We start from the raw sequence: 23107 nt of genomic DNA, 5'->3' as shown, positions 1-23107 counted from the left end.
TGGAGGCAAGTAAACTAAAACGAATAGAAAAAGGAGAGTTGATTGTTAAAACAAGACGAAAATTTATCTTTTGTCATTGAGCCCGAGTTAAATGCGCGTTCAGAGCAGCGTATTGATCTGTACTTTTCTATTCCTAACGAAATGGGAATAAACCCTAAAACACTGAGCGAAGAATCTTACTTCAACAATCAGTTCAAATCTCACTTAGCTTACAACGCTAACAATATTCACTTGCCATTAGTACGAAGCCGTTTTGTAAGTAAAAACAAAGGCGAACAGCAAGACTACAGGCAAAATCTAAACTTATTTTGTTACCAAGTGCGTTTAGCGCTCGATGCTGATATTAAGGATGCGCTTAAGTTAAGCGAGGCAGAAGAGTTTTATAATCGTGCAAATGAATTATTTGAGCAAAGTGAAGGCCTATTAAAAAAGCTACGCCGTTATACGCCGGATGATGAAAAGTTACTGCCGTTTTATACAAACGCAGATAACTATCTGAGTTGGCACGTTGAGCAATCATTTTTAAAATTACTAGATGAAGGCCCGCGCAGTAGCGATTTTGCTAAAGAGCGGAACGACCTTTTGCAATTTTGTAAAAGCGAAAACGTGTACAGAGCAGATAAAAACTATAACTCTGAAACAACCCTTCAAGACGCTAATCGAATCACAAATAAAATGCGTTTATTGCAACGTTTAATTGAGCATGGAGTAATACTTCAGCGCAATACTCGCTTTTTAAATAGTTACCTAAAGCGCTTAGTAAAGGGGACGGTAACGGCGGTTATTATGGCGTTTGTGATGCTGGTAATTCTTAATGCGCGTTCCAGTTTTACAGAGGTAACAGCGACTCTTATTTTGATACTGGGTGTAATTTATGGTTTGCGTGAAATTTTTAAAGAAGATATCACCCGTGTAATTTGGCGCGCAATAGTTCAAGGGCGGCCAAAATGGCGATTTACCTTTAAAAATAGTATTACCAAAGACAAAATAGCCAGCCAGTTTATTTGGCTTGAGTACACGCGTTTTAAAAAAATACCGAAAGAAGTTCAAACCATTTTTTCAAAACGTCGCCAGCAAAACAAACAGGCTGCGCAATGGCTGCACTTTGCGAGTGAAACGCGCGTGTCGGCCAAAGAGTTTCTACCTGGATACGATACGTTGCAGCAAACACTGCAATTTAACCTAGCGCCATTTGCCCGTTATTTAAAACGTGGTGAAGGTAAGCTTTACCATTTAGATAGCAATAAAATATCAAAACAAGCCGTTGAGCGACGTTATCAATTAAATATGGTATTGGTGCACACAGAAGGTGATAAAACACTTTATCAGCGTTATAAAATTACCTTAAATCGCAGTAAAATAGTCAACATTGAGCTCATTTATTCTAAAAAATAAAAAAGGGGGAAGTAGACCACAGTCTATCCCCCTTTTTTATACACGACTTTATTGAGTTAAGCCGTGCTTACTGTATAAAGTCACTTTGTCTGAAACGAGTGTAATCTCTATATTTTTAGACTCGTCGCCCCAAACACAGTTAGTATGAAGTGTTTTTTCTACGCAGTTGTCAGCGCTACCTAATACAGCCTCTACTTCAGCTTTATCCATACCAATCTTAATTTTTTCGTAGTTTTCTACTGTTACTTTAGAGCATGCAGCCAAGCTTAGTGTAGCTGCAATAATTAGGAGTTTTTTCATTGTTGTATCCTATTAAGTATTAATGTTTAAATTTTCTAATTTGGACAATCATGCCCATGCGAGGGTGGTCAAAGTAATGAATTTCACCACTTATTACACGTTTAAATTGTGAAAACCGTGATGACTCTACATCACCACTTTGTAGTTTTTGGCTAATATCAAAATCTGCAGTGATAAATAAATAGTGACGCAAGTGAATTTTAAATAACCCTTCTAATTCCCATTTACTAGTTGATTCATCGGGGTCGTTAAATAAGCTAGGCTGGGGCTCTAGTAAACTAACAAAGTCTGGATTTGAATAGCGCGGCACATCAAAAACGCGTGTTTTGATTAGCTCACCGGCAAATAAGTGCATGCTTGGCGCACGTGATTTACTTTTTGCTTCAAAACGCCAACCAGTATGTAAAATAGGCGTTAAGCCTTTACGGTCTAGTTGCTCAAACTGCGTTTTAAATTGTAACTGCTCTGGGGCAAGTAAGTAGGGTTGCTCCATGGTATCAAGTGCCGGTGCCACAGGTGTAACAGGCAATGTATCGTAACTTTGAACATAGTCGGTGCTTGCATCGCAAACACCCGAGCGTGGGTTGTCATTAACGAGCGAATCCGTAAATGAACGCTTTTGAAAACGTGTATCGCCATCAATACAGGCTTGCATGGCTTGCTCGGTATAAAGTGGCGTTAATAAATCAAGCGTGTTTTTATCTTCAATAGCCTCGTGTTTTAAACTAAAGTCTTCTTGTAAATAGGGGGCAGGGTGCTGTTTAAATATCAGCACCTCAGCTTCAAACCAACGCTCTGCAACTGCAGTGCTGCTAAATAAGCAACATAAAACTACCAGCGATTTTTTTAGCAACATTAATGGCTAACCTTTTTTTCGAAATCTGCAATCATAGCAGTGACCATTTTTAAGCGTTCGCGGGCATTTGCCTCACTAATCGCGAAGCGCAATTTATTTGCGCCTTCCATTTTATAAATATGCGGTGCACTTTGTATCAGCCCAATAATGAAGCTAGGATTAACCTTGGTGTTTTGGCTAAATTCAAAGTAGCCGCCTTTAGGGTTTGCCTCTATTTTTGTTATCCCTAAATTACTGGCTTGCATTTTAAGTTGTTGCAAACTAAATAAGTTTTTAGCTGCATCAGGTAATAAACCAAATCGGTCTATTAGTTCTACCTGTAACTCATCAATGTCGCCTAGGTTAGCACAACTAGCTACACGCTTGTACATACCTAATCGTGCATTTACGTCATGTATATAATCATCAGGCAGTAATGCAGGCAGTTTTAAGTCAACTTCGGTTTGTTTTTGTAAGAGGTTTTCAAGAGTGGGTTCTTTACCTTCACGCAGTGCATTTACTGCTTGCTCAAGCATTTCCATATACAAGCTAAAGCCAATAGTTTGCATTTGCCCAGATTGATCGTCACCCAATAACTCACCTGCACCACGAATTTCTAAATCGTGTGTAGCAAGTGCAAAACCAGCGCCTAAATCTTCCAATGATTCAATTGCTTGTAGACGTTTGCTGGCATCTTTTGATAATGCTTTAGGGTCGCCTGTGAGCAAATAGGCATATGCCTGATGGTGGCTTCGGCCTACACGACCACGTAATTGGTGTAATTGTGCTAAGCCTAGTTTGTCGGCTCTATCCATAATAATGGTATTTGCTGTGGGTACGTCAATACCGGTTTCGATAATGGTTGTACACACAATTACATTGTATTTTTGGTGATAAAACTGGGTCATTATTTGCTCAAGCTCTTGCTCGCGCATTTGCCCATGAGCGGTAATCACATTTGCTTCAGGTACCCATTCACTTAATTCTTGCGCCACGCGTTCAATTGTTTCAACGTTATTGTGCAAAAAGTACACTTGGCCACCACGTTTAATTTCACGCAAAATGGCTTCGCGAATAAGCTCCACATCACGTTGGCGAACAAAGGTTTTAACCGCCAAGCGTTTGGCCGGTGGTGTAGCAATAATAGATAAGTCGCGCATGCCACTCATTGCCATATTGAGCGTTCGAGGAATAGGTGTTGCGGTAAGCGTTAAAATATCGACATCTGCACGTAGCGCTTTGATTTTTTCTTTTTGGCGTACCCCAAATCGATGCTCTTCATCTACGATGAGTAGCCCTAAATCGTTAAATTTAATGTCTTGCTGAATAAGTTTATGGGTACCAATAACAATGTCTAGCTTGCCATTCGCCATATTTTCTAGCGTGTCTTTTTGCTCTTTGGTTGAGTTAAAACGAGAAAGCACACCCACTTCGATAGGGAAGTCAGCAAAACGGTCTTTAAAATTCTCATAGTGTTGCTGCGCAAGCAGGGTAGTGGGCACTAAAATGGCAACTTGTTTACCATCGTTAACAGCAACAAAAGCTGCACGCATAGCGACCTCGGTTTTACCAAAGCCTACATCACCGCACACTAAACGATCCATCGCTTGTTTTGATTGCATGTCGCCTAATACTGCTTCAATTGCATTACGCTGGTCGTCGGTTTCTTCAAACGGAAAGCTTTCACTAAACTGGCGATAGGCTTGTCCGTCTAGAGTAAATTTATTGCCTGGTTTAGCTTGGCGCTGTGCGTATATATCAAGTAACTCTGCGGCTACATCACGGACTTTTTCTGCAGCACGTTTTTTTGCCTTTTCCCATGCATCAGAGCCGAGCTTATGCAGTGGTGCACTGCTTTCTTCGCCGCCTGAATAACGGCTAAGCATATGTAGTGCCGACACAGGCACATACAATTTAGACTCACCGGCGTATATTATGGTCACAAATTCTGTAATTACACCTGCTGCATCAATAGTTTGTAAACCTTGATAGCGGCCAACACCGTGGTCAAGATGCACAACAGGCTGACCTTCTTTGAGCTCAGCTAAATTACGAATTAGGGCGTCTTGGCTTGCTTCGTACTTATGTTTACGGCGTCTGCGCTGCGAGACTTTAATACCTAGCAGCTCTTGTTCGGTAATAATTGATAATGAAGGTTTAGAGCCAAGCACAACGCTTTGCTCAAGCGGACTTACAATTAAGCCTACATCACTATCGCTTTGGGTAAATTGTTCAAAGGTATCAAACTCTTTAAACTTTAAACCGCTGGGTTTCAAAATGTTGAGTAAAGACTCACGTCGACCATCCGACTCAACGCTCAGTAATATGCGACTTTTTTTCTTCTTTTGTGCTGTAACGTAGTCTATAAATGCCGCATAGGGCTCGTGTTGTTTATGATCTATTCTTATTGCAGGTAATTCACATACGGATAAATTTTTATTACCCGCTTTTGTGCCCAGCTTGGCAAGCGATAAACGAATACGCGCAAATTGCCCTAAGTTAGAAAACAGCTCTTCAATTGGCTGATATAAGGCATTTGGTTCAAGTAGTGGGCGCAGAGGATCCACTTTACGGTTTTCGTAACGAACATTAACATCGTGCCAAAAATTATCCGCAGCGTGTTCTAAATCGCCTAACTGCATAACGGTGGTATTATCAGGCAGGTAGTCAAAAATAGTGGCTAGGCTTTCAAAAAATAACGGCATGTAGTATTCAATACCAGCTGGCCAGTTTCCTTTACTAACTTGCATGTAAACAGAGTCTTGCTCCGAACTTGCACCAAACTTTTCACGGTAACCAATCCTGAAACGCTCAATATCTGACTCATTTGTTGGAAATTCATGCGCTGGTAGCAGTTCAATTTTATCTACTTTTTCATCAGAGCGCTGCGTTTCCACATCAAATAGACGAATGGTGTCTAATTCGTCATCAAAAAAGTCGAGCCTAAATGGATGTGGACTACCCATTGGGTATAAATCGACGATTGAGCCACGAATTGCGTACTCACCATGTCCCATGACTTGTTGCACGTTTAGGTAACCGGCTTGCTCTAAGTTTTGCCTAAAATTATGTGTGTCGAGTTTATCGCCTACTTTAAAGTTTATTGTCGAACCATAAATAAACGAGGCCGGAGCGGTTCGCAGCATAAGCGTAGACACAGGCACAATTAATACGCTTTGCTGTTCTTTTTTTAGGGTATTTAATGTAGCTAAACGCGCAGAAATAATATCTTGATGAGGAGAGAAATGATCGTAAGGCAAGGTTTCCCAATCAGGAAATACCATTACCGGATTGTTAGGTAATAAATATTCTAGCTCTGTTTCAAGGCGCAGCGCGCTGGGGGTGTCGGGTGTAACAATTAATACTAAGTTCTCTTGCTGTTTAACACCTTCGGCAATGGCAATACTTAAACCACTTCCGCTTAGCTGCCCCCACTGAATTTTATCTTTTTGAGATTTTACCCAAGGCAAGGCTGCCCATTGCTCAAACGCCATTTATTACTCCATTTGATTGGCCCTTAACAGGTAAGAGCCATTCTTTTAATTAGTCGCGGTATATTTTTGTAAGGTCGCTGTAGTGATCAATTCGGCGATCACGCAAAAACGGCCAGATACGTCTTACGTTTTCTGAGCGTTTTTGATCAACTTCTACCACTAATATTTGTTCATCGATGTTGTTAGCTTGCGCTAAAAACTCACCCTGAGGGCCGGCAATAAAAGAGTTACCCCAAAATTGAATGCCGCTGCTATGTCCGCTTGGGTCGCTCTCGTGGCCAACACGATTACAGCTAATCACCGGTACTCCATTTGCGACCGCATGGGCACGTTGACTAATAACCCATGCATCTTTTTGACGTGTTTGCTCATTTTGGTCGTCATTGGGATCCCAGCCAATAGCGGTTGGGTAAATTAATAGCTCAGCACCAGCCATAGCCATTAAACGCGCAGCTTCTGGAAACCACTGATCCCAGCATACCAACACACCTAATTTACCTACCGATGTTTGAATAGGCTCAAAGCCCAAGTCGCCTGGGGTAAAGTAAAACTTTTCGTAAAAACCAGGGTCATCAGGTATGTGCATTTTGCGATATTTACCTGCAATACTACCGTCTTTTTCAAGCACCACTGCAGTATTATGGTACAAGCCTGTTGCGCGCTTCTCAAACAGTGACGCCACAACCACAATATTGAGCTCTTTAGCGAGTTCACCTAAGGTGTTACTGCTTGGCCCAGGTATGGTTTCTGCCAGGTCAAAGACATCAACGTCTTCGGTTTGGCAAAAATAAAGGCTACGATGAAGCTCTTGTAAAACAACAAGCTGAGCCCCTTTTTGAGCAGCTTCACGAATGGCTTTTATTGATTTAGCCATGTTTTCATCGGCGTTATCGTTGTTGCTTTGTTGCACTAAAGCAACGGTTAATTTTGCAGGGCTTGTCATTGTGCTGCTCCAGCTAAAAATCCACGCGGTAATTGCATTGTAATACAGTGAAGGCTACCAAATTGCTCAATTATAGGCTGGCAATTCACGCCAATAATAGTGTGCTGCGGATACGCTATTTGAACCTGTGCTAATGCAAGGTCGTCGTTTACATCGTTGTATGTAGGCACAAGCACTGCATTGTTAATAATTAAGTAATTGGCATAGGTTGCAGGTAAGCGTGAATTTTCATCGTCATACGCTGCCTTAGGCCACGGTAGTTCAATTAAATTATATGGGGTGTTACCTGCCGTTTTAAAGCTTTTCAGTTGGTTTTCCATTGCTTTTAGTGCGGTGAAATGCTCGTCATTTTCATCATCACATTGTACATATACAAGCGTATTGTTTGGTGCAAATCGTACTAGGGTATCAATGTGGCTGTCGGTATCGTCGCCAGCTAAATAACCGTGATCGACCCATAAAAAATTGGTGGCACCTAAATGCGTTTTTAATAAGGCTTCTATGTCTTGGCTCGATAAGTCAGGGTTACGGTTTTTGTTAAGCAAACATTCGCTTGTTGTTAGCAATACGCCGTGCTCGTTTATCTCAATACCGCCACCTTCAAGCACCATATCTAGGGCTTGGTAATCATTGTTTGCATGGCTTAGCTGTTCAACAACCGCTTTATTAATTTGGTTGTCGAGTGCGCTTTCAAATTTGTTGCCCCAACCATTAAATGTAAAATCATAGACCTTTAATTTGGTCTTATCATTAATATTTGCACATGTTAGTGGGCCATGATCGCGCGCCCAGGTGTCATTAGTGGGTGTTACAACAAAATGAACACGCTCTAAATTAATATTGGCTTGGTTAAGTAGTGCAGTGATATGTGCTTTTAAGGCTTTGTCGTGAGCAACAACAACTAAAAATTGGTAGTGTGTTATATGCTTTGCAAGCTCAACATAGACTGGCTCAACACGGGCTAGATTATCGGCCCAATCGGTATGTTTATGTGGCCAAGTTAGCATTACAGCGTCTTGCTCAGCCCATTCAGGTAAAAGTCTAAAGTTCATGGCATTTTTATACAAATAGAGATATCGCTAGTTTAGCAGTTGTGCTACTTCCAAGTCACTTGAAAAATAGGTTTGCTTTGCCATATAAACTGTATTGTAAAACCAATTATTCAGAGCTTGAATCGTCTAATGGTTGCTCTAGTTCTTGGCGTTTTTTTAGTTGGCGCGTTTGCGCATGTAAACTTGCTCTTACTATTAATTCTTGATCAGTGTTTCTGATAGATGTAAAAAGCACTGTGTATTGGTAGTGGTCGTTATCTTGTTTTTCTATGGCAACCACTTCTGTGTAGCAGTAAACAGCCGATGCCTCATGATGCAAAAAAAGTTTTGTCCTAAACGATTGGCCAATAGAATACACATCAGACGACGTAAACTTAATACCTCCGCCGCCATAGCTATCGCAGTGTATAGCATTTTCTTGCGCTTGTTCTGAGGCCAAAATATGGCTCATAATTAAATCTATTTTTCGCGATTGTGCCTGCAAAAATGCAGCAAGTTCTTGGGCTACATCGCCTAAGTTTCGAAGTGGACGTAACGAGCTTTGTTCAAGCTCACTCACTTCATTAGCTAATCTAAAAAGAGGCGGGATATCATCGTCAAGTGCTAGCTGAGATTTAGGTACTTGCTCATTAGATACAGCAAACAAATTAACCCTAATGCTCTCGTTTATTTGAAAATACTCTTCAAACTCGCTTAATCTTTGACTATTCATAATTATCTCCACGACGTGTTATTTTAAATAGTAGCGTTGTGAGGGGTAAATTGCTAGCAGTTAAAAGGGCTAAATACATTGTTTACACGCGGTTTTTAGCAATAAAAAAGCGGTCAAACTCTTCCTGAGAATGGCCGCTTGGGTATTGATTTTATAATTTGCGCTCGTTATTTAAGTAGAGCGGCTAATTCATGTAAATCTTTCACAACGTGATCAGGTTTTTTCGCAAGCGGATATAACGCTTTACCTGGGCGTGCAATAAAAGTTGTTTGTAAGCCCGCTTGTTTAGCGCCCGCTACATCCCAACCATGTGCAGCAATCATCATAGCCTCGTTAGGTGCTACGTTTAACTTTTTAAGTACCCATTCGTAGGCACGTAAATCAGGTTTATATATTTTTATATCTTCAATGCTGTAACGCGCGTCAAAATATGACAATAAACCTGCGTTTTCAAATTGAGTTTTAACGCCTTTATTTGACGAATTAGTTAAGCTTACTAACTTATAGCCCTGCGCTTTTAGTTTTGCCAGTCCGTCTTTCACATCGCTATGTGGAGGTAATGATAAAAGTGGTGTAACAATAGCCGTTTTAGCTTGCTCGTTGGTAATTTTAATATTGTTATTATTTGCCACCATAGCAAGCGAAGCCACACCAATTTGGCCAAAATCGTGATAATCACCGGTCACTGTATCTACTAACGAGTTATGTAACATGGTTGAAAACCAAAGAGGCAGTAAATCTTCTCTGCCACCCAACGCTTTACCAATCGAGGCGCGCATACTTGTTAGATCAAGCAGGGTCTCGTTTACATCAAAAATAAGTACTTTTGGTTTTTCTTTACTTTCTTCAGCGTTCACTGAGCTACTCAGTAAGCTTGCGCCAAGGGCAAGTGTAAGACTTATTAGCTTTAATGATTTTAATAAAGGCATTATTTATTTTCTCCATCAAGTGCGGCCATTACATCACTTGGCTCAGCGCGAAGTGTGTAGTCTTCGTTTAAAAATGCATAAGTGATTACACCTTCTTGGTTAATCACGTAAGTGGCAGGTAGGGGAAGTTGGTATGTTTTATCGCCGTAAGTGTGTTCAAAATCAATACCAAACCCGGTGTATAATTCTTGAATACGTTTATCGAGTGTAAATAATAAGCCAAATTGCTGTGCAACCTTATTACCAACATCTGAGAGCACATCAAACTCGAGCTCATTTTTTTGGGCAGTCGTTAAGGTTTGATCTGGTAGCTGAGGAGAAATTGCCACCAATTGAGCGCTCTTAGTTTTAAATTGAGGTAAAAAATCGTTCAGTGCTTTTAATTCTAAATTACAATAAGGGCACCATGCGCCACGGTAAAAACTAACAACCACAGGGCCTTTATCTAATAAATCGGCCAATTCTATATTTTTGCCTAGGTGGTTTGGCAAAATAAAGTTTTCTATTTTATCGCCAACCTGTAAGGCATTATTTCGTATGTGCTGAGCAATTAATTCTTCGTTTGTTGTATTCATTAATGCTAAAACGTCTGCGGGTAAATTAGCTTCTTTTTGAACATTAAATGCATCTATTTGTGCTTTTAAACTCATGGCTTAGTCTCATCAATTATTAAACTTGGTCAAAAGTATATGGTTTTAAATATTTAAATAAACATTGCAAAACTGAAAGCTTCATTCGAAAATATTAAACATTGAAAAGACATTGTGGGTTTTTATGTACAGTTTAAGTGACCTAGAAACGTTTATTGCCGTGGTTGAAAATAAAGGGGTGCTGGCAGCCGCTCGTGAACAGCGTTTATCACCTGCAACAGTCAGTCATCGCTTAAGTAAATTAGAGCGAGAGCTCGCTACAGTGCTTGTGTTTAGAGATAGCAGAAGAGTGCGTTTATCACCCGCGGGAGAAGTATTTTACACCCGCATAGGTGCCATAATTGAAGCATTACGTGATGCAGAGCACAGTATTGGCGCACGTAGTTCATCGGTAAGTGGGTTATTAAGAGTAACTATGCCACCTTGGGTTTTCTCTAAATATGTAATGCCTAGGCTTAATGAATTTGAGCATGCTTTTCCAGATCTAAAACTAGACTTTTTAATAACCGATCAGTTTGTAAACGTAGTTGATGATGCGCAAGATGTCGCTATTCGTGTAGGGCAATTAAATGATTCAGGTTTGCTTTCTCGTAAAATAGTCAATAACAGTCGTGTATTATGTGCTGCGCCTAGTTATATAAAAAAGCATTCAATGCCAACAACCATCTCAGAGTTAGAAAAACATTTTTGGGTCTGTCTGCCATGGCAACGCCAATTAAAGCTTTATGATGCCCAACAAAAAATTCACACGTTTAATGCACAAACGCGCTTTACCATTTCAAATTCAGACAACATGACGCAAGCTGCCATTGCGGGCCACGGCATTGCTATAAAGTCTAGGCTTGCAATAAACGATGAGCTAAAAAATGGCACATTAGTAGAGGTGATGCCTAACGTACTTGCACAAAGCGATGCCCCTGTATGGTTTTTACGGCCACAAAATAGCTTAACAACCCGAAAAACAGATGTGTTTTTTGACTTTATGAAATCGTTATTCGCACGCACTGATTAATCGCATATAAACGCGTTTAATTAAAACCATAAACAAAAAGCCTGTAAGCTCTGCAATAAACGCAATGATTATTGCGGTGATAATTGCTGCGGTAATTGAGTCTGTTTTTAAAATTATTTGCCCTTCAAAACGTTGCCATACTTGCTGTTTTATAGTGTGTAACTCACTACGCAGTGTAAACAGATAAGGCGAGTTTGAAAATTCATCAACAGCCCTCGCCAAAGTTTGCTGACGTTGGTTGAGAGTTTGAATATGATTGGCACCTTCTCCCACAATTTCATCGCCTAAATTTTCATAGTGCTTTATTAACTTAGCCAGGTCGTTATTAAAGTATTTTTTAGCGTCTTTTTGAAAAGGCGCTATTGCATTATTTGCCTCCACTAATTGTGCGTTTAATGCTTGGCCAAAATCACTCACAAACGCGGGTATTTGTACGCCTAAAAGTAGCCCGCAAGCAAAAAAACTCAGTCGGATATAGTCTAAAATTTTACCCATTAATTCTCCTAATAAAAAAATATGACATTTATACAACTAAAAATTTACATTTAACTAGTTTTTTATATTCAAAACTCGTAATCTTACGCTAACAATAATAACAACAGGTGTTTACTAAAGATGACCAAAAAGAATAAATTTGCGTCAACATTTGTTGATATTTCAAGCCAACTTAAACGCTTTGTTTCACGAATAGTACAGCCCGATGATGTAGACGACATTGTGCAAGAAACATTTATTAAAAGCTACGAGGCTGATTTAAAACAAGATATTCAATATACCCGTAGTTACATGTTAAAAACCGCTAAACATTTAGCATTAAACCATGTTGCTAAGTGGGACAACAAATTTAATGATTCTCTAGACGACGACAGTGAATTACCTGTGTTGCTAAAGTCAATGCAGCTCGAAGATGAATACACGTCAAAAGAACGTTTTTTACTGTTTTGTAAAGCAACTGAGCAGTTAAGCCCATCAACCCGTAAATGTTTTATACTTAAAAAAGTATATGGCATGAGCCAAAAAGAGATCGCAAGCGAGATGCAGCTTAGTCAGAGTACTGTTGAAAAACACATTGCTAAAGGGTTATTAAAAACCATGCTTTATATGCGCGAACACGATCAAAGCCAAGTGGCAAAAACTAAGCACGACAATTCTCTTCATCCGTTAACAGTAAAGAGGGTTGCAAAATGAGCAATGTTCATCAATTTACTTCAAAAGATTTAATATTAGAAACAGCTTGTAACTGGATTAGCGCCATTGACCGTGGCTTATCAAAAGATGAAAAAGAGCAGTTTACATTGTGGATGATGCAGAGCAACGCCCACCAAGATGCGCTTTACGAGCTAGCCCACTTATGGGATGAAATATCTGTTTTAAACGAGCTCAGTAATTTATTCCCTCATCGTAATAGTAAGCAACCCAAGAAAAAATGGCTGGTTTCAACGTCTATTGCAGCAAGTTTATTTGCAGCACTTATGGTGTGTAGTTATCTATTAATCAACTTAGAAAATGGTTACAGCCAACAATTAGCAAAAGTTAATTACACTAAAATTTATAAAACTAAAGTTGGCGAGCAAGCAACTTACGCATTACCCGACGGCACTATTGTGCAGTTAAACACCAATAGTTTATTAGAAGTTGCCTATAGCAAAGGCCGCAGACAGCTATTGCTCAACAGAGGAGAAGGGCGTTTTAACGTTGCTAAAGATGCATCTCGTCCATTTAGTGTAATGGCTGGCAATAAGAGTTTTACAGCATTGGGTACTGTGTTTAATGTTCAGCGTAATACATCTTCAGATTTAGAACTGGTGGTAACCGAAGGCAAAGTAATGATCACCGATCCGAGTGTGGCGGTGGATGCCAGTGACTTTAAAGCATACCAGTCAGCTGACAAAAACGCAGATAAAATTCGCCAAATTAACGCCAATATAGTTACATCTGGCGAAAAAGCCGTTATAGAAAAAAGCATCACCAAACCAATTACCCAGCTTTCTATTGATGATGTTGAACGTGACTTAGCATGGCAAAATGGCATGCTTGTTTTTAATGGTGAGCCGCTTAGCGATGCCTTAAACGAAGTGAGCCGTTATACTTCTACACGTTTTAAATTATCGTCTGAAGAACTTGCGTCTATTAAAGTAGCGGGTGTTTTTAAAGCAGGTGATGTGGCTGGGTTGCTAGAAAGTTTACACACTAACTTTGCTATTAATCATGAACGCCAAGGTAAACACTCAGTTACGCTTACGCAAAATACAAAATCATAAGAAGCAGCTATGCAAATCAGACATATGTTAGATAAAGTTGCATCTTTAAATCCTGCACGTAAAAAAAAGAATTAAAAAAAAGAAACAAAACCATAGAGGATTTTTGTTTGCCAGCTGTTTATATACAGTGCGCAGTAACCAATTGCATTTATTGAGTGGTTTATGTGTGTTTGCACCAGCTATGTTTAGCCTAAGCGTGCAAGCCGCAAGTCAAACTACCGGGCAAATGGTGCAATTTGATATAAAAGCGCAGCGAGCAGACAAAGCCTTAATAGAATTTGCTAAACAAACCAAGCAAACTGTGGTGTTTTCATACGAGTTAGCTAAAGAGTATGAAGCAAATTCTGTCTATGGATTCTATACCCAACTAGATGCGCTGGAGGCATTATTGGTGGGGACTGAGCTCGATGCGGTTGTTGATCAAAATGGATTACTGAGTATAAAACTCAAACAAATCAACAGGAATGATAACAACATGATGAAGCTTTCAGCAGTCAGTGCAGCAGTATTACCGGCATTACTGGCGGTAAATTCTCAAGGTGTAAATGCAGCAGAAGACGTTGCTCAAGACAAAATCGAAAAAATTGCAATTGTCGGTAGCCGTGTAGCAGGGCGTTCGGTTGAAGATTTACCCGTTCCGGTCGATATTTTAAGTGCTGAAGCACTTGAAAATACAGGGCAAACAGAAGTGGGCCGTATGCTACAAGCAATTGCGCCTTCATTTAACTTTTCAAGTTCATCTATTAGCGACGGTACCGATGCATTAAGACCTGCAACGTTACGTGGTTTAGGTCCCGATCAAACATTGGTGTTGATCAACGGTAAACGTCGCCATCAAGCTAGTATTATCCATATTAATACCTCGGTTGGTCGTGGTACTGCCGGTACTGATATGAATGCTATACCGGCATCTGCTATTAAGCGTATTGAAGTACTTCGCGACGGTGCGGCTGCTCAATATGGGTCTGATGCAATTGCTGGTGTTATCAACATTGTATTAAAAGATGGTAGTGAAGGTGGCAAAGCAGCTATTAACTATGGTGAATACTCTGAAGGTGACGGCGAAACAGTTAATGTTGACTTCAACAAAGGGTTTGCACTAGGTGACAATGGTTACTTAAACACAACGATTAACTACCGTGACCGTGCGCCAACTAATCGTGCAGGCTTGCATGGTTCATGTCAGTTTTACGGCTGTGAAGAACTAAGCGATGGTACGTTGTTAGCCGGCGATCCGCGTGAATTAACAGCTGATCGTAACACATTTAGAATCGGTGACGCTGATTCACAACAGTTTGGCTTAACGGTAAATACTGGCTACGAGTTAGGCGATGGCGAATTATATGGTTTTATTACGTATTCAACACGTGATAACGAATCAGCCGCATTTTTCCGTCATAATGCTAATGCGGGTGGTAACCCAGTATTGCAAGATGGCGATGCAACAATCCCACTTGGTTTTTTACCAAAAATAAATACCACCATTGATGATATTTCTTACAATTTTGGTTACAAAACAGAGTTTGATAACGATTCAAGCCTTGATTTATCGTACACCTACGGTGAAAACAGCATCGACTACACAACAAGCGATACAATTAATGCGTCATACGCTAACTTTTTGCGTTACGAACAAGGTTTAAGCGCTGCTGATATCCGTACTACTATCCCGCGCGAAGCATACGCATACGGTATGGAACTATCGCTACAAACAATTAATTTAGATTTTACTAAAAACTTTGATGACTACTCACTTGCGATGGGTGCAGAGATGCGTACTGATGAGTATCGCATTTTAGCCGGTAATGAGTACGCATATCGTGACTACGATACAAATAATGGCGTAAGTATTTACAGCGGTCTAAGCGGCGGTGTTGGCAGCGAAAATGCTTCTGGTGGCACGCAAGGCTTTGGTGGTTCGTCACCTGCATCTTCAGTAGATGAGTCACGCGATGTAATTTCGTTTTACTTAGACGCTGAAGCATATGTTATTGAAGACGTTATTTTATCTGGCGCACTTCGTTACGATAACTACAAAGGCTTTGGCGATACGGTTAACTTTAAGTTAGCAGGTAACTGGGCAATTACAGACGATATTTCATTACGTGGCGCATTAAGCTCAGGTTTTAGAGCGCCATCTATGCAACAGCTTTACTTTAACAACATCAGCACACAGTTTGTTGTAGGGCCAAATGGCACATTAGTAGCCGAAGAAGTGGGCACGTTTAGAAACGATTCAACACTGGCGCAAAGTTTAGGTATTCCAAAACTTAAAGAAGAAAAGTCTCAAAACCGTAGCTTAGGTATTGTATATAACGTTACAGACAGCATTAACGTAACGGTAGATTACTACTCAATCGATATTGATGACCGAATTGTTATTAGTAACCGTTTAGGTAAAGGGCTGTCTACTAGTTTAGACGCAGCGCTTGTTAGCTCTGGTGCAGGTGCTGGTCAGTTTTTCTTGAACGGCGCAGACACTGAAACCAGCGGTATAGATTTTGTTGCAACATATAACACTGAAGGGTTTGGCGGCACACTTGATTTTACCCTTGCTGCAAACTTTACAGAAACTGAAGTTGTTTCGTTATTCACACCTTCTGGCTCAGGTCTTGAAACTGTGCCGGTAGAAAGTGTGTTTTCAGATCAAGAAATTTCGATTATTGAAGAGTGGCAACCAGAAGATCGTATTAACCTAAGTGCGCTTTACCAAAACGAAGATTGGACCGTTAATCTGTCGCTTAATCGCTTTGGTGAATACACAGTTGAAGATGGTGGTCGTCAAACTTACGGTGCCGAAATATTAACAGACGTAAAAGTTAATTACTTCATTAACGAAAACCTATCTGTGAATGTAGGCGCTAATAATTTGTTTGATGTATACCCAGACAAAAATGAAATTGGCAACTCTCGTACAGGCACAATTGTAGATGCTAACGGCAATACCGTTGTAAGTAGTAACGGTGTGTTTGAATACTCTCGTCGTTCAGCACCTTTTGGCTTTAACGGCGCGTACTACTATGTAGGCGCAGAGTACCGTTTTTAATAAATAACTCTCCCTTTCGTTATTTAACTCAAAGGGCCGCAAGGCCCTTTTTTTGGGTTTATATTTAAGGCTAATTAGCTAACAGGTTTTAGTCAGAAACCAAGCTAATAGCGTAGTTGTCGTACTCTTTAATGCTGTTCATCACAGTCATGAGTGTGTTGTGCTTGCTGTTTTCATCTGCTTTTATAAGCACAGAGCTTATTTTATATTTAGCTGCAAACATGGCTAAGTTGTTCGACACTTGCTCCAAGTCAATTAATCTTCCTGAAAAGTAAACACCGTTATTTGCATCAATACTGAAAACTGCATTTTTACTTTGTTTTTCAATACTTGGTTTGTCTAATGGGCGATTTATTTCAATGGCGACGGGTTTAACAAATGACGTAGTAACAATAAAAAATATGAGCAGTATGAACACAATATCAAGCATTGGGGTCATGTCTACGTCGGCGTTATTTTGCAGTTTAGCTGTTTTATTTTTCATATTGGACCTTACTATTTTAATTAAAGCTGCGGCGCCACAGCGAGGTTTTTAGGATCCTATTAACAAAACTAGCACAGCTGAAAAATAATACAGTTAAATAAATATTCTAATAACATTAAATATTTGTATAAACTATGTTCTGACATGTTACTCAAACAGGTTAAATGATTTTAAAGCAATAAAAAACCCAGCCTATGGCTGGGTTTGTATGGGGAATAATTTACTGAATAGCTAAAATACAATTCAGGTTATTTAGCTTTTTTGCATACGGCTCATTTCAGCATGACAGCTTTGCATTGTAAGAAGTGTTGCAGCAAGCGCGGCTTCACAATCTGCGGGTTGTGGCTTATCCATTGCTTCTTTAATTTCTGCTAGTGTTTTGTCTTCAACTTCTTCCAGCTCGCTTACATACGTGCTGTCGTTGTTTGAGCCAAATGTAGTAAGAAGTGCGGTGTATGCTCTGCGCGCTTCTACAGCAAATGAAGAGCCTTCCTCTCGCTCACCTTGCTCGTTAATAGCATAGGGTTGCAGGCGTTCAACGCTGACTCTGCGTGCGTCAATCATGCGCTGGAATAATGCTCCAATAGCAGGGTCTTTAATATTTTCTTGTGCTTTTTGGTAAAAATCGATACCGCTGTTCATTACTTGAATGATGTCTGAAATATGATTAGCGTCTGTTCCTTGAAGGGTGTTCATAATGACCTCTTTAATGTTATGAATGAAACTTATCATAACTAAAGCAAGGGCCATTCCATTTTAAAAAGGTGGTTTAAGTTGCTGATATTTATAGGTATATTTTTATTATTAAAAATAGCTAGGCGAAAAAACAATATTACGCCTAGCAAATCTTACAAATAACCGTGTAATAAGTTTATTTTAGCTCATCAGCCACTTCAGCTACTTTTTGACGAAGCCAAATATGGCTTGCATCTCTGTGTAGCAGTGGGCTCCAAATCATGTCTAACTCAAAAGGAGGAATAGGAAATGGCGGCTCTAAAATTTTAAGGCCGGCATCGTCTAAATAAATATTAGCGGCTTTTGATGGCAAAGTGGCCACTAAATTTTGCTCTTTTGCCAAGTGAATGGCTACATGGTAATTACGCGTAAATGTGGCAATATTTCGGTGTTTCCCAAAGTGGGCAAGAGCTTCATCAACCCAACCTAGCTTTTGCACATCTTTAGGGTCCATACCAACGCCCACACCAAACCCCGTTTTACTCACCCATATATGGCGCGCTTTTAGATAGCTATCAAGGCTGAAGCTTTCAATAATTGGGTTGTCTGCTTTTACAAGGCAGCAAAAGCTGTCTTTCCATATGCGTTTGTGGTGAAACGATTGTGGCAGATTTTCAAAGCGGTTGATTGCCATATCTACTTTGCCATTTTCAACATCATGAAAGGTCACGTCACTTGGCGTAAGTATATCTAAAGTTGTATCTGGGGCTTCTTCGTGCAGTTTGCTCAGTAGTTTTGGTGCAAGTGTGCTTGCTGCATAGTCACTGGCCATTATCCTAAATACACGTTTACTTTGGCTGGCTTCAAACTCTCTATTTGGTGCAAGTGTTTCTTCAAGTGTCATAAGTATGCCACGAATAACTGGCTGTAACTCTATGGCACGCTCTGTTGGTACCATACCATCGCTGGTACGAACTAAAATAGGGTCATTAAAAAGGTTTCGAAGGCGCTTTAGGCCGTTACTCATGGCCGGTTGAGTAATGCTAAGTTGATTTGCTGCGCGTGTAACGTTGCACTCTCGAAGTAGAGTATCGAGGTATACAAGTAAATTTAAATCTATTTTGCTTATATTCATGTGTGTGTCCTTGCGCTTACCAGTGATGGATAAAACGCTGTGCTGTCGGGTACGGGTAAATATGATTTATTAGGCCATTTTTTATATTTTGTTGGGCCTGCTTCCAAAAATTAACATCAATCAGTTCAGGGTGTGTGCTTATTAAAAACTGTTTGTATGTTGGATTGGGTGTTACAAATGTGCAAAGTTGCTCCGGAAAAACGTCTTGCGGGGCAACAGAGTAAGTTTGTTCATCCATTAAGTAATCATCGTAACTTTTCGCTTTAGGTAAAGCTCTAAAGTTCATGTCTGTTAAATATTGTACTTCGTCGTAATCATAAAAAATTATGCGCTTATGTTTACTTACGCCAAAGTTTTTCAATAGCATATCACCAGGAAAAATATTAACCGCTATCATTTCTTTTAATGCTTGGCCGTATTCCTCTATTGCATCTGCAGCGCTTTCGTCGTCAGCATTTTCCAAAAATAAGTTCAGTGGCGTCATACGGCGCTCAATATACAAATGTTTTATGATCAGCCAATCACCTTCAATGACCATCGACGAGCCAATTGTTTTGTGCAGTTGCTCAAGTAAATTACTATCAAAGCGCGCCAAAGGAAATACGACGTTTGAATATTCTATTGTATCGGCCATTCTGCCAACTCGGTCATGGCTTTTTACGAGTTGATACCTTTTCAAAACTGTATCGCGGCCAAATGGTTTACTCTCACCAAATTTGTCTTTAATGACTTTAAATACATAACCAAAAGAAGGCAGGGTAAACACCATCATCACCATACCTGGAGTACCTGGTGCAATGGTAAATTCGTCATTCGAATGCGTTAAATGATTTAAAAATTCTCGATAAAACTCGGTTTTTCCCTGCTTATGAAAGCCTATAGCGTTATAGAGTTCTGCCATAGTTTTATTGGGCATAAGCTCATTTAAAAAACGTACCAGCGCAGAAGGCGCGTGCGTTTCAACCATAAAGTAAGCGCGAGCAAAACCAAAAATAACACGCATCTGTGATGATTTAGTGAGTAGGGCATCTAAATATAAGCCTTTATCTTCATGATGAAGAACAGCAATTATAAACGGCTGAACACCACTTTCAGACACAACCCGTCCTACTATGTAAGCAGCTTTATTGCGATAAAACGCGGTATGTAAAATATCAAAGCGCATTTTCCAGGGTTGATGATGAGTGTCGGGGGCTTGCTTATAAAATGCTTTTACTAGCAGACGAATATCGCGTTCTAAATCAACAAAAGGTGCTTTAAAGTCAAAGTGGTTAATAATGCGTTTAATTGTGGGTTTAAGGCCATCAACAACCGGAAAGTAACTTCGGTATTCTGACTCAACAGGAACCGATGGCGCATCTTTTAGGGTGGCTTGTACAAATATAAAATCGTTATGAAAATAGCGTCTGTGGTAAAGCCTGCAAAACACCGAGTTATAAAATGTTTCAGCAAGTTCAGCCTGAGGGTGAAAGCACAAGAACTCTTGGTATAGCTTTTTAACTTCAAGCCAAAGGGTTTCGTCAAGTTCGTGCGAAGGATGGTCTTGCTTTAAGGTATGTATTGTTTCGTTAACACGCTCATCGTAATAACTAATACGTAAACGGCTAATATCATTAATTGCTTGCCAGTCTTGTTTGGCAAAGGCAAGGGGCGCTTGAGCGGTTATTTTTTGAAAAAGCTGATAGTGCTTTTTAAAGCCAGTTAAAATTAATTCAGCAATACTACGTGGCTGCATTAGCACTCCTTAATTGACACTAGAGTTTATACTCTATTTTGTTAAGGGTATGTTATTTTAAGTTTAAAACCAAGCTAAATTAATCGATAAACTAAAAGTGCAAATTGTAAGTTAAGTAATATGTTTGCTAATTACTTTTTTTGTAACGTTCGATTTTTTTCTTCAAGTTTTTTAATTCGTTTGGTGACTGTAGATACTTCTTTTTTATATTCTTTATTTATTAGCTTCAGTTTTTTGGTAATGTCTTTTGCAATTCGCTTTTTATCGTCGTCAGCCAGAATATGATTTAGGCGTTCTTTTTGCTTGTATTCATTACGTTGTTTTTTTCTGTCGAGAATAGCAAGCTTATGGTTATTACTGCGCAGCTCTGCCTCTAAGCCTTTTAAAAGTTGTTCTCGTTCAAGTGCATTTAATTGTTTTGAATAATCAATATCAGGCCCTGACTCTGTGACATTAGCGGTAGTCACTTTATAAGCTGTCGCTTGGTTATCGCAAGGGAACTGAGAAAAGGTTGTGCCTTTTTCGGTCACGCATTTGTAGTAGGTAGTTGCGTTGCTGTGTGTACTCAATAAAAGAATACCAAGCACAATAAAAAGGTAAGTAGGTTTAGTCATAATAGCCATCCATGAACGTATTTTTTTGCTAAGCAATTAACGTGTTATAAAACTATAACCTAGCTTGGCATTATCGCAAGCTAGGTTAACATCATGACTATTCAGAGAAGGTTTTTAGCTTTTTAATACTTTGTACTAAAAATGGGATATCTAAGCGTTGTTCAATAGAAAACCCCTCAGCGGCAGAAATATTTTTAAAGTTACCATCTGAGTCTATTAAAGTGATTCTATCTTTTTTATATGCAATTACAACACCTTGGCTGTAGTTAACACCCATGTCATCTTTTTTCTTATATAAGTTTACACCGAGCATTGTTTGCTTAGCAATGGCGCTACAATTTAAGTATTTTCCAACGCTTGTTGTAATTAAATCGCTAGGTTGGATAAGCCCATTTACTTCAGCAATATTCTTCTCAGAAGTATATAAGGTAGATGTAGTGACTACTTCAGCGTTATCGCTTGCTAAACTAAAGGCAAAAACATGCGAGTTGTTTCGTGGCGCTTGCTCGGCAGCACCATTAATAACTCTAATGGCATTATTGGTGTGAGCTTGATCATTAATAAAGCTAAGGCTATCAATACCCATAACTTCAATACTACGGCGCTGGCTTTGCCATGCAGGCAGTATTTGTTCTTGTAAAATAGCGGCTTTGTAAAATGAAGGTAAACCATACACTAAACCAAACAGCGTATCGTCATGGTTAGTAGGCTGTAAAAACAGTTCCGTTTTATGAAGCTCTTTGTGGTTATTTGCAAACTCAACTAGTTGTGCATCAGTATCAAATACAAATATGTCTACATTAGCCTGAGTAAAGTCATCACACTTTAGCAGTGGAGCCGGTGGCTGATAATTAATATTTTGGTTATTAATTTTTACGCTATGAGCTTGGTTATAAGTTTCTATATCTAGTAAATCGTTTTTAGCCAATAAGCTTTTCGCAGTGGTTGGGTACGAAAGCGGCAACACATTGTCTTGCTTGGTAATATCAAATTTTAAGTTAGCGTCTGCCCAAATATGAATGCTGTGGCTAAAAGCAAAACAGATCACTAAAAACGAAATTGCATAGCGTGCAAATTTAAACTGTTTTAAGCGTGCCAAATGGTGCCAAGTATAATTGCTTACCACTAATTGAAAACCTAAAATCAATAGCACAATACCGCCCGCAAGAAACGTAGTAAGCGCTGGAGAAGTGGTTAAGCGGTTCCAAAGTAAGGAAATAATTTCAGGCAGGGCTGAAGGGTTTAAATGATAACCCAAGTTAACATATACATAGGCGTCTAACGTTAATAAAGACGCGCCACAGGTTGCAATAACAGCGGCCATGCCACGAATATGGCGTGGGTAAGGAAACACTAAACTTAAAGGAAATACCGTCAGCACAAACGCCAAAAAGGCAATAAAGCTAGTATGGCTAAGCCATGTTACTAGCATGTATGTAATGCCCATGAAGCTTGTTGGTGGCGAGTCAGCAAATAAATAGCTTAAGCTAATTAGTAGCGCTAAACCTATGTTGGCGAAGGTAAACCAATGCCCCCAACTTAGCAACTGACTTGCTTTTGATGAAAACTGATTGTGCTGCGATAAATTCATGCGTTTATTTAACCGACTGTGAAAGTGCTTTTGCAAAGTTCTCAGTTACAGCTTGTCTTTTCCCTGTTGGTACATGCTCTTTTAGGATATGCGTGATAGAATTTCCTAAACACATAAGACTTAAATCAACCGGTGCTTTGTGTTGAGTTAGCACATCAATAAGCTGGTCGACGATTTGTTCTACTTCTTCATTAGAGTATTTTGATAAGATTGGCATCAGTTGGTTCAATAAAATAGTTATATT

The 23107-nt window shown here is 39.6% G+C and carries 21 protein-coding genes; 5 read left to right on the top strand and 16 right to left on the bottom strand.

Annotated elements, in window-relative coordinates; genetic code table 11:
* The first annotated feature begins 42 nt into the window (after nt 1-42).
* Nucleotides 43-1395: a hypothetical protein gene (locus P20480_RS16905; protein ID WP_008126399.1), complete on the top strand. Its 1353-nt coding sequence runs from the start codon at nt 43-45 to the stop codon at nt 1393-1395.
* A gap of 48 nt (nt 1396-1443) precedes the next feature.
* Here the strand turns inward: P20480_RS16905 and P20480_RS16910 are convergent, their stop codons facing one another.
* The 8 genes from P20480_RS16910 to P20480_RS16945 all read right to left on the bottom strand — a co-directional run bounded on the left by P20480_RS16910 (nt 1444) and on the right by P20480_RS16945 (nt 10310).
* Nucleotides 1444-1695: a hypothetical protein gene (locus P20480_RS16910; protein WP_008126398.1), complete on the bottom strand. Its 252-nt coding sequence runs from the start codon at nt 1693-1695 to the stop codon at nt 1444-1446.
* A gap of 19 nt (nt 1696-1714) precedes the next feature.
* Nucleotides 1715-2551 carry a peptidoglycan binding protein CsiV gene (locus P20480_RS16915; protein ID WP_008126395.1) on the bottom strand — a complete coding sequence of 279 codons (837 nt, stop codon included), beginning with the start codon at nt 2549-2551 and terminating at the stop codon, nt 1715-1717.
* A complete protein-coding gene (mfd, locus tag P20480_RS16920; protein ID WP_008126393.1) occupies nt 2551-6024 on the bottom strand; it encodes a transcription-repair coupling factor in 3474 nt (1157 codons plus the stop codon). Before mfd ends, P20480_RS16915 begins: the two co-directional genes overlap by 1 nt.
* Nucleotides 6025-6073: 49 nt before the next feature.
* Nucleotides 6074-6967: a carbon-nitrogen hydrolase gene (locus tag P20480_RS16925; RefSeq protein WP_008126391.1), complete on the bottom strand. Its 894-nt coding sequence runs from the start codon at nt 6965-6967 to the stop codon at nt 6074-6076.
* Nucleotides 6964-8019, bottom strand: coding sequence for an agmatine deiminase family protein (locus P20480_RS16930; RefSeq protein WP_008126390.1), 1056 nt, complete (start codon nt 8017-8019; stop codon nt 6964-6966). The genes P20480_RS16925 and P20480_RS16930 overlap by 4 nt, the downstream gene beginning before the upstream one ends.
* A 106-nt stretch (nt 8020-8125) precedes the next feature.
* Entirely contained in the window at nt 8126-8731 is a 606-nt protein-coding gene (locus P20480_RS16935) for a PilZ domain-containing protein (RefSeq protein ID WP_006794671.1), read from the bottom strand.
* A 167-nt stretch (nt 8732-8898) separates the two neighbouring features.
* Nucleotides 8899-9660, bottom strand: coding sequence for a haloacid dehalogenase type II (locus P20480_RS16940; RefSeq protein ID WP_008126386.1), 762 nt, complete (start codon nt 9658-9660; stop codon nt 8899-8901).
* Nucleotides 9660-10310, bottom strand: a complete 651-nt coding sequence (locus P20480_RS16945) for a peroxiredoxin-like family protein (RefSeq protein WP_008126385.1) — start codon at nt 10308-10310, stop codon at nt 9660-9662. The genes P20480_RS16940 and P20480_RS16945 overlap by 1 nt, the downstream gene beginning before the upstream one ends.
* A gap of 124 nt (nt 10311-10434) precedes the next feature.
* Between P20480_RS16945 and P20480_RS16950 the strand changes: the two genes are divergently transcribed.
* A complete protein-coding gene (locus P20480_RS16950) occupies nt 10435-11322 on the top strand; it encodes a LysR family transcriptional regulator (RefSeq protein WP_006794668.1) in 888 nt (295 codons plus the stop codon).
* Here P20480_RS16950 and P20480_RS16955 read toward each other — a convergent pair.
* Nucleotides 11302-11817 carry a DUF2937 family protein gene (locus tag P20480_RS16955; RefSeq protein ID WP_008126381.1) on the bottom strand — a complete coding sequence of 172 codons (516 nt, stop codon included), beginning with the start codon at nt 11815-11817 and terminating at the stop codon, nt 11302-11304. The two genes, P20480_RS16950 and P20480_RS16955, sit on opposite strands and share 21 nt — an antisense overlap.
* A gap of 120 nt (nt 11818-11937) precedes the next feature.
* Between P20480_RS16955 and P20480_RS16960 the strand changes: the two genes are divergently transcribed.
* From P20480_RS16960 to P20480_RS16970, 3 genes are all read left to right on the top strand, one after another.
* Entirely contained in the window at nt 11938-12510 is a 573-nt protein-coding gene (locus tag P20480_RS16960; RefSeq protein WP_006794666.1) for an RNA polymerase sigma factor, read from the top strand.
* Nucleotides 12507-13583 (top strand): FecR family protein, encoded by a 1077-nt coding sequence (locus tag P20480_RS16965; RefSeq protein WP_008126375.1) that lies wholly within the window; start codon nt 12507-12509, stop codon nt 13581-13583. The genes P20480_RS16960 and P20480_RS16965 overlap by 4 nt, the downstream gene beginning before the upstream one ends.
* Nucleotides 13584-13710: 127 nt before the next feature.
* Entirely contained in the window at nt 13711-16629 is a 2919-nt protein-coding gene (locus tag P20480_RS16970; RefSeq protein WP_008126372.1) for a TonB-dependent receptor plug domain-containing protein, read from the top strand.
* Between the two features lie 88 nt (nt 16630-16717).
* Here the strand turns inward: P20480_RS16970 and P20480_RS16975 are convergent, their stop codons facing one another.
* From P20480_RS16975 to P20480_RS17005, 7 genes are all read right to left on the bottom strand, one after another.
* The gene (locus P20480_RS16975) at nt 16718-17113 is read right to left on the bottom strand and encodes an ExbD/TolR family protein (RefSeq protein ID WP_008126369.1); all 396 of its coding nucleotides are present in this window, start codon (nt 17111-17113) and stop codon (nt 16718-16720) included.
* A gap of 252 nt (nt 17114-17365) precedes the next feature.
* The gene (locus P20480_RS16980; RefSeq protein WP_008126367.1) at nt 17366-17809 is read right to left on the bottom strand and encodes a ferritin-like domain-containing protein; all 444 of its coding nucleotides are present in this window, start codon (nt 17807-17809) and stop codon (nt 17366-17368) included.
* A 175-nt stretch (nt 17810-17984) separates the two neighbouring features.
* Complete coding sequence (locus P20480_RS16985) at nt 17985-18923, bottom strand: LysR family transcriptional regulator (RefSeq protein WP_008126365.1); 939 nt, start codon at nt 18921-18923, stop codon at nt 17985-17987.
* Nucleotides 18924-18939: 16 nt separating this feature from the next.
* On the bottom strand, nt 18940-20658 hold the full coding sequence (gene aceK / locus P20480_RS16990; protein WP_008126363.1) for a bifunctional isocitrate dehydrogenase kinase/phosphatase: 1719 nt from the start codon (nt 20656-20658) through the stop codon (nt 18940-18942).
* A 131-nt stretch (nt 20659-20789) separates the two neighbouring features.
* The gene (locus tag P20480_RS16995; protein WP_008126361.1) at nt 20790-21272 is read right to left on the bottom strand and encodes a DUF4124 domain-containing protein; all 483 of its coding nucleotides are present in this window, start codon (nt 21270-21272) and stop codon (nt 20790-20792) included.
* A gap of 97 nt (nt 21273-21369) precedes the next feature.
* Complete coding sequence (locus P20480_RS17000) at nt 21370-22863, bottom strand: DUF3413 domain-containing protein (RefSeq protein ID WP_008126352.1); 1494 nt, start codon at nt 22861-22863, stop codon at nt 21370-21372.
* A gap of 4 nt (nt 22864-22867) precedes the next feature.
* A complete protein-coding gene (locus P20480_RS17005; protein WP_006794656.1) occupies nt 22868-23080 on the bottom strand; it encodes a YejL family protein in 213 nt (70 codons plus the stop codon).
* Between the last annotated feature and the right edge of the window lie 27 nt (nt 23081-23107).

This window comes from Pseudoalteromonas sp. BSi20480, from assembly GCF_000241365.1.
GTDB lineage: Bacteria > Pseudomonadota > Gammaproteobacteria > Enterobacterales > Alteromonadaceae > Pseudoalteromonas > Pseudoalteromonas marina.
This window is presented reverse-complemented; position numbering and strand designations above follow the sequence as displayed.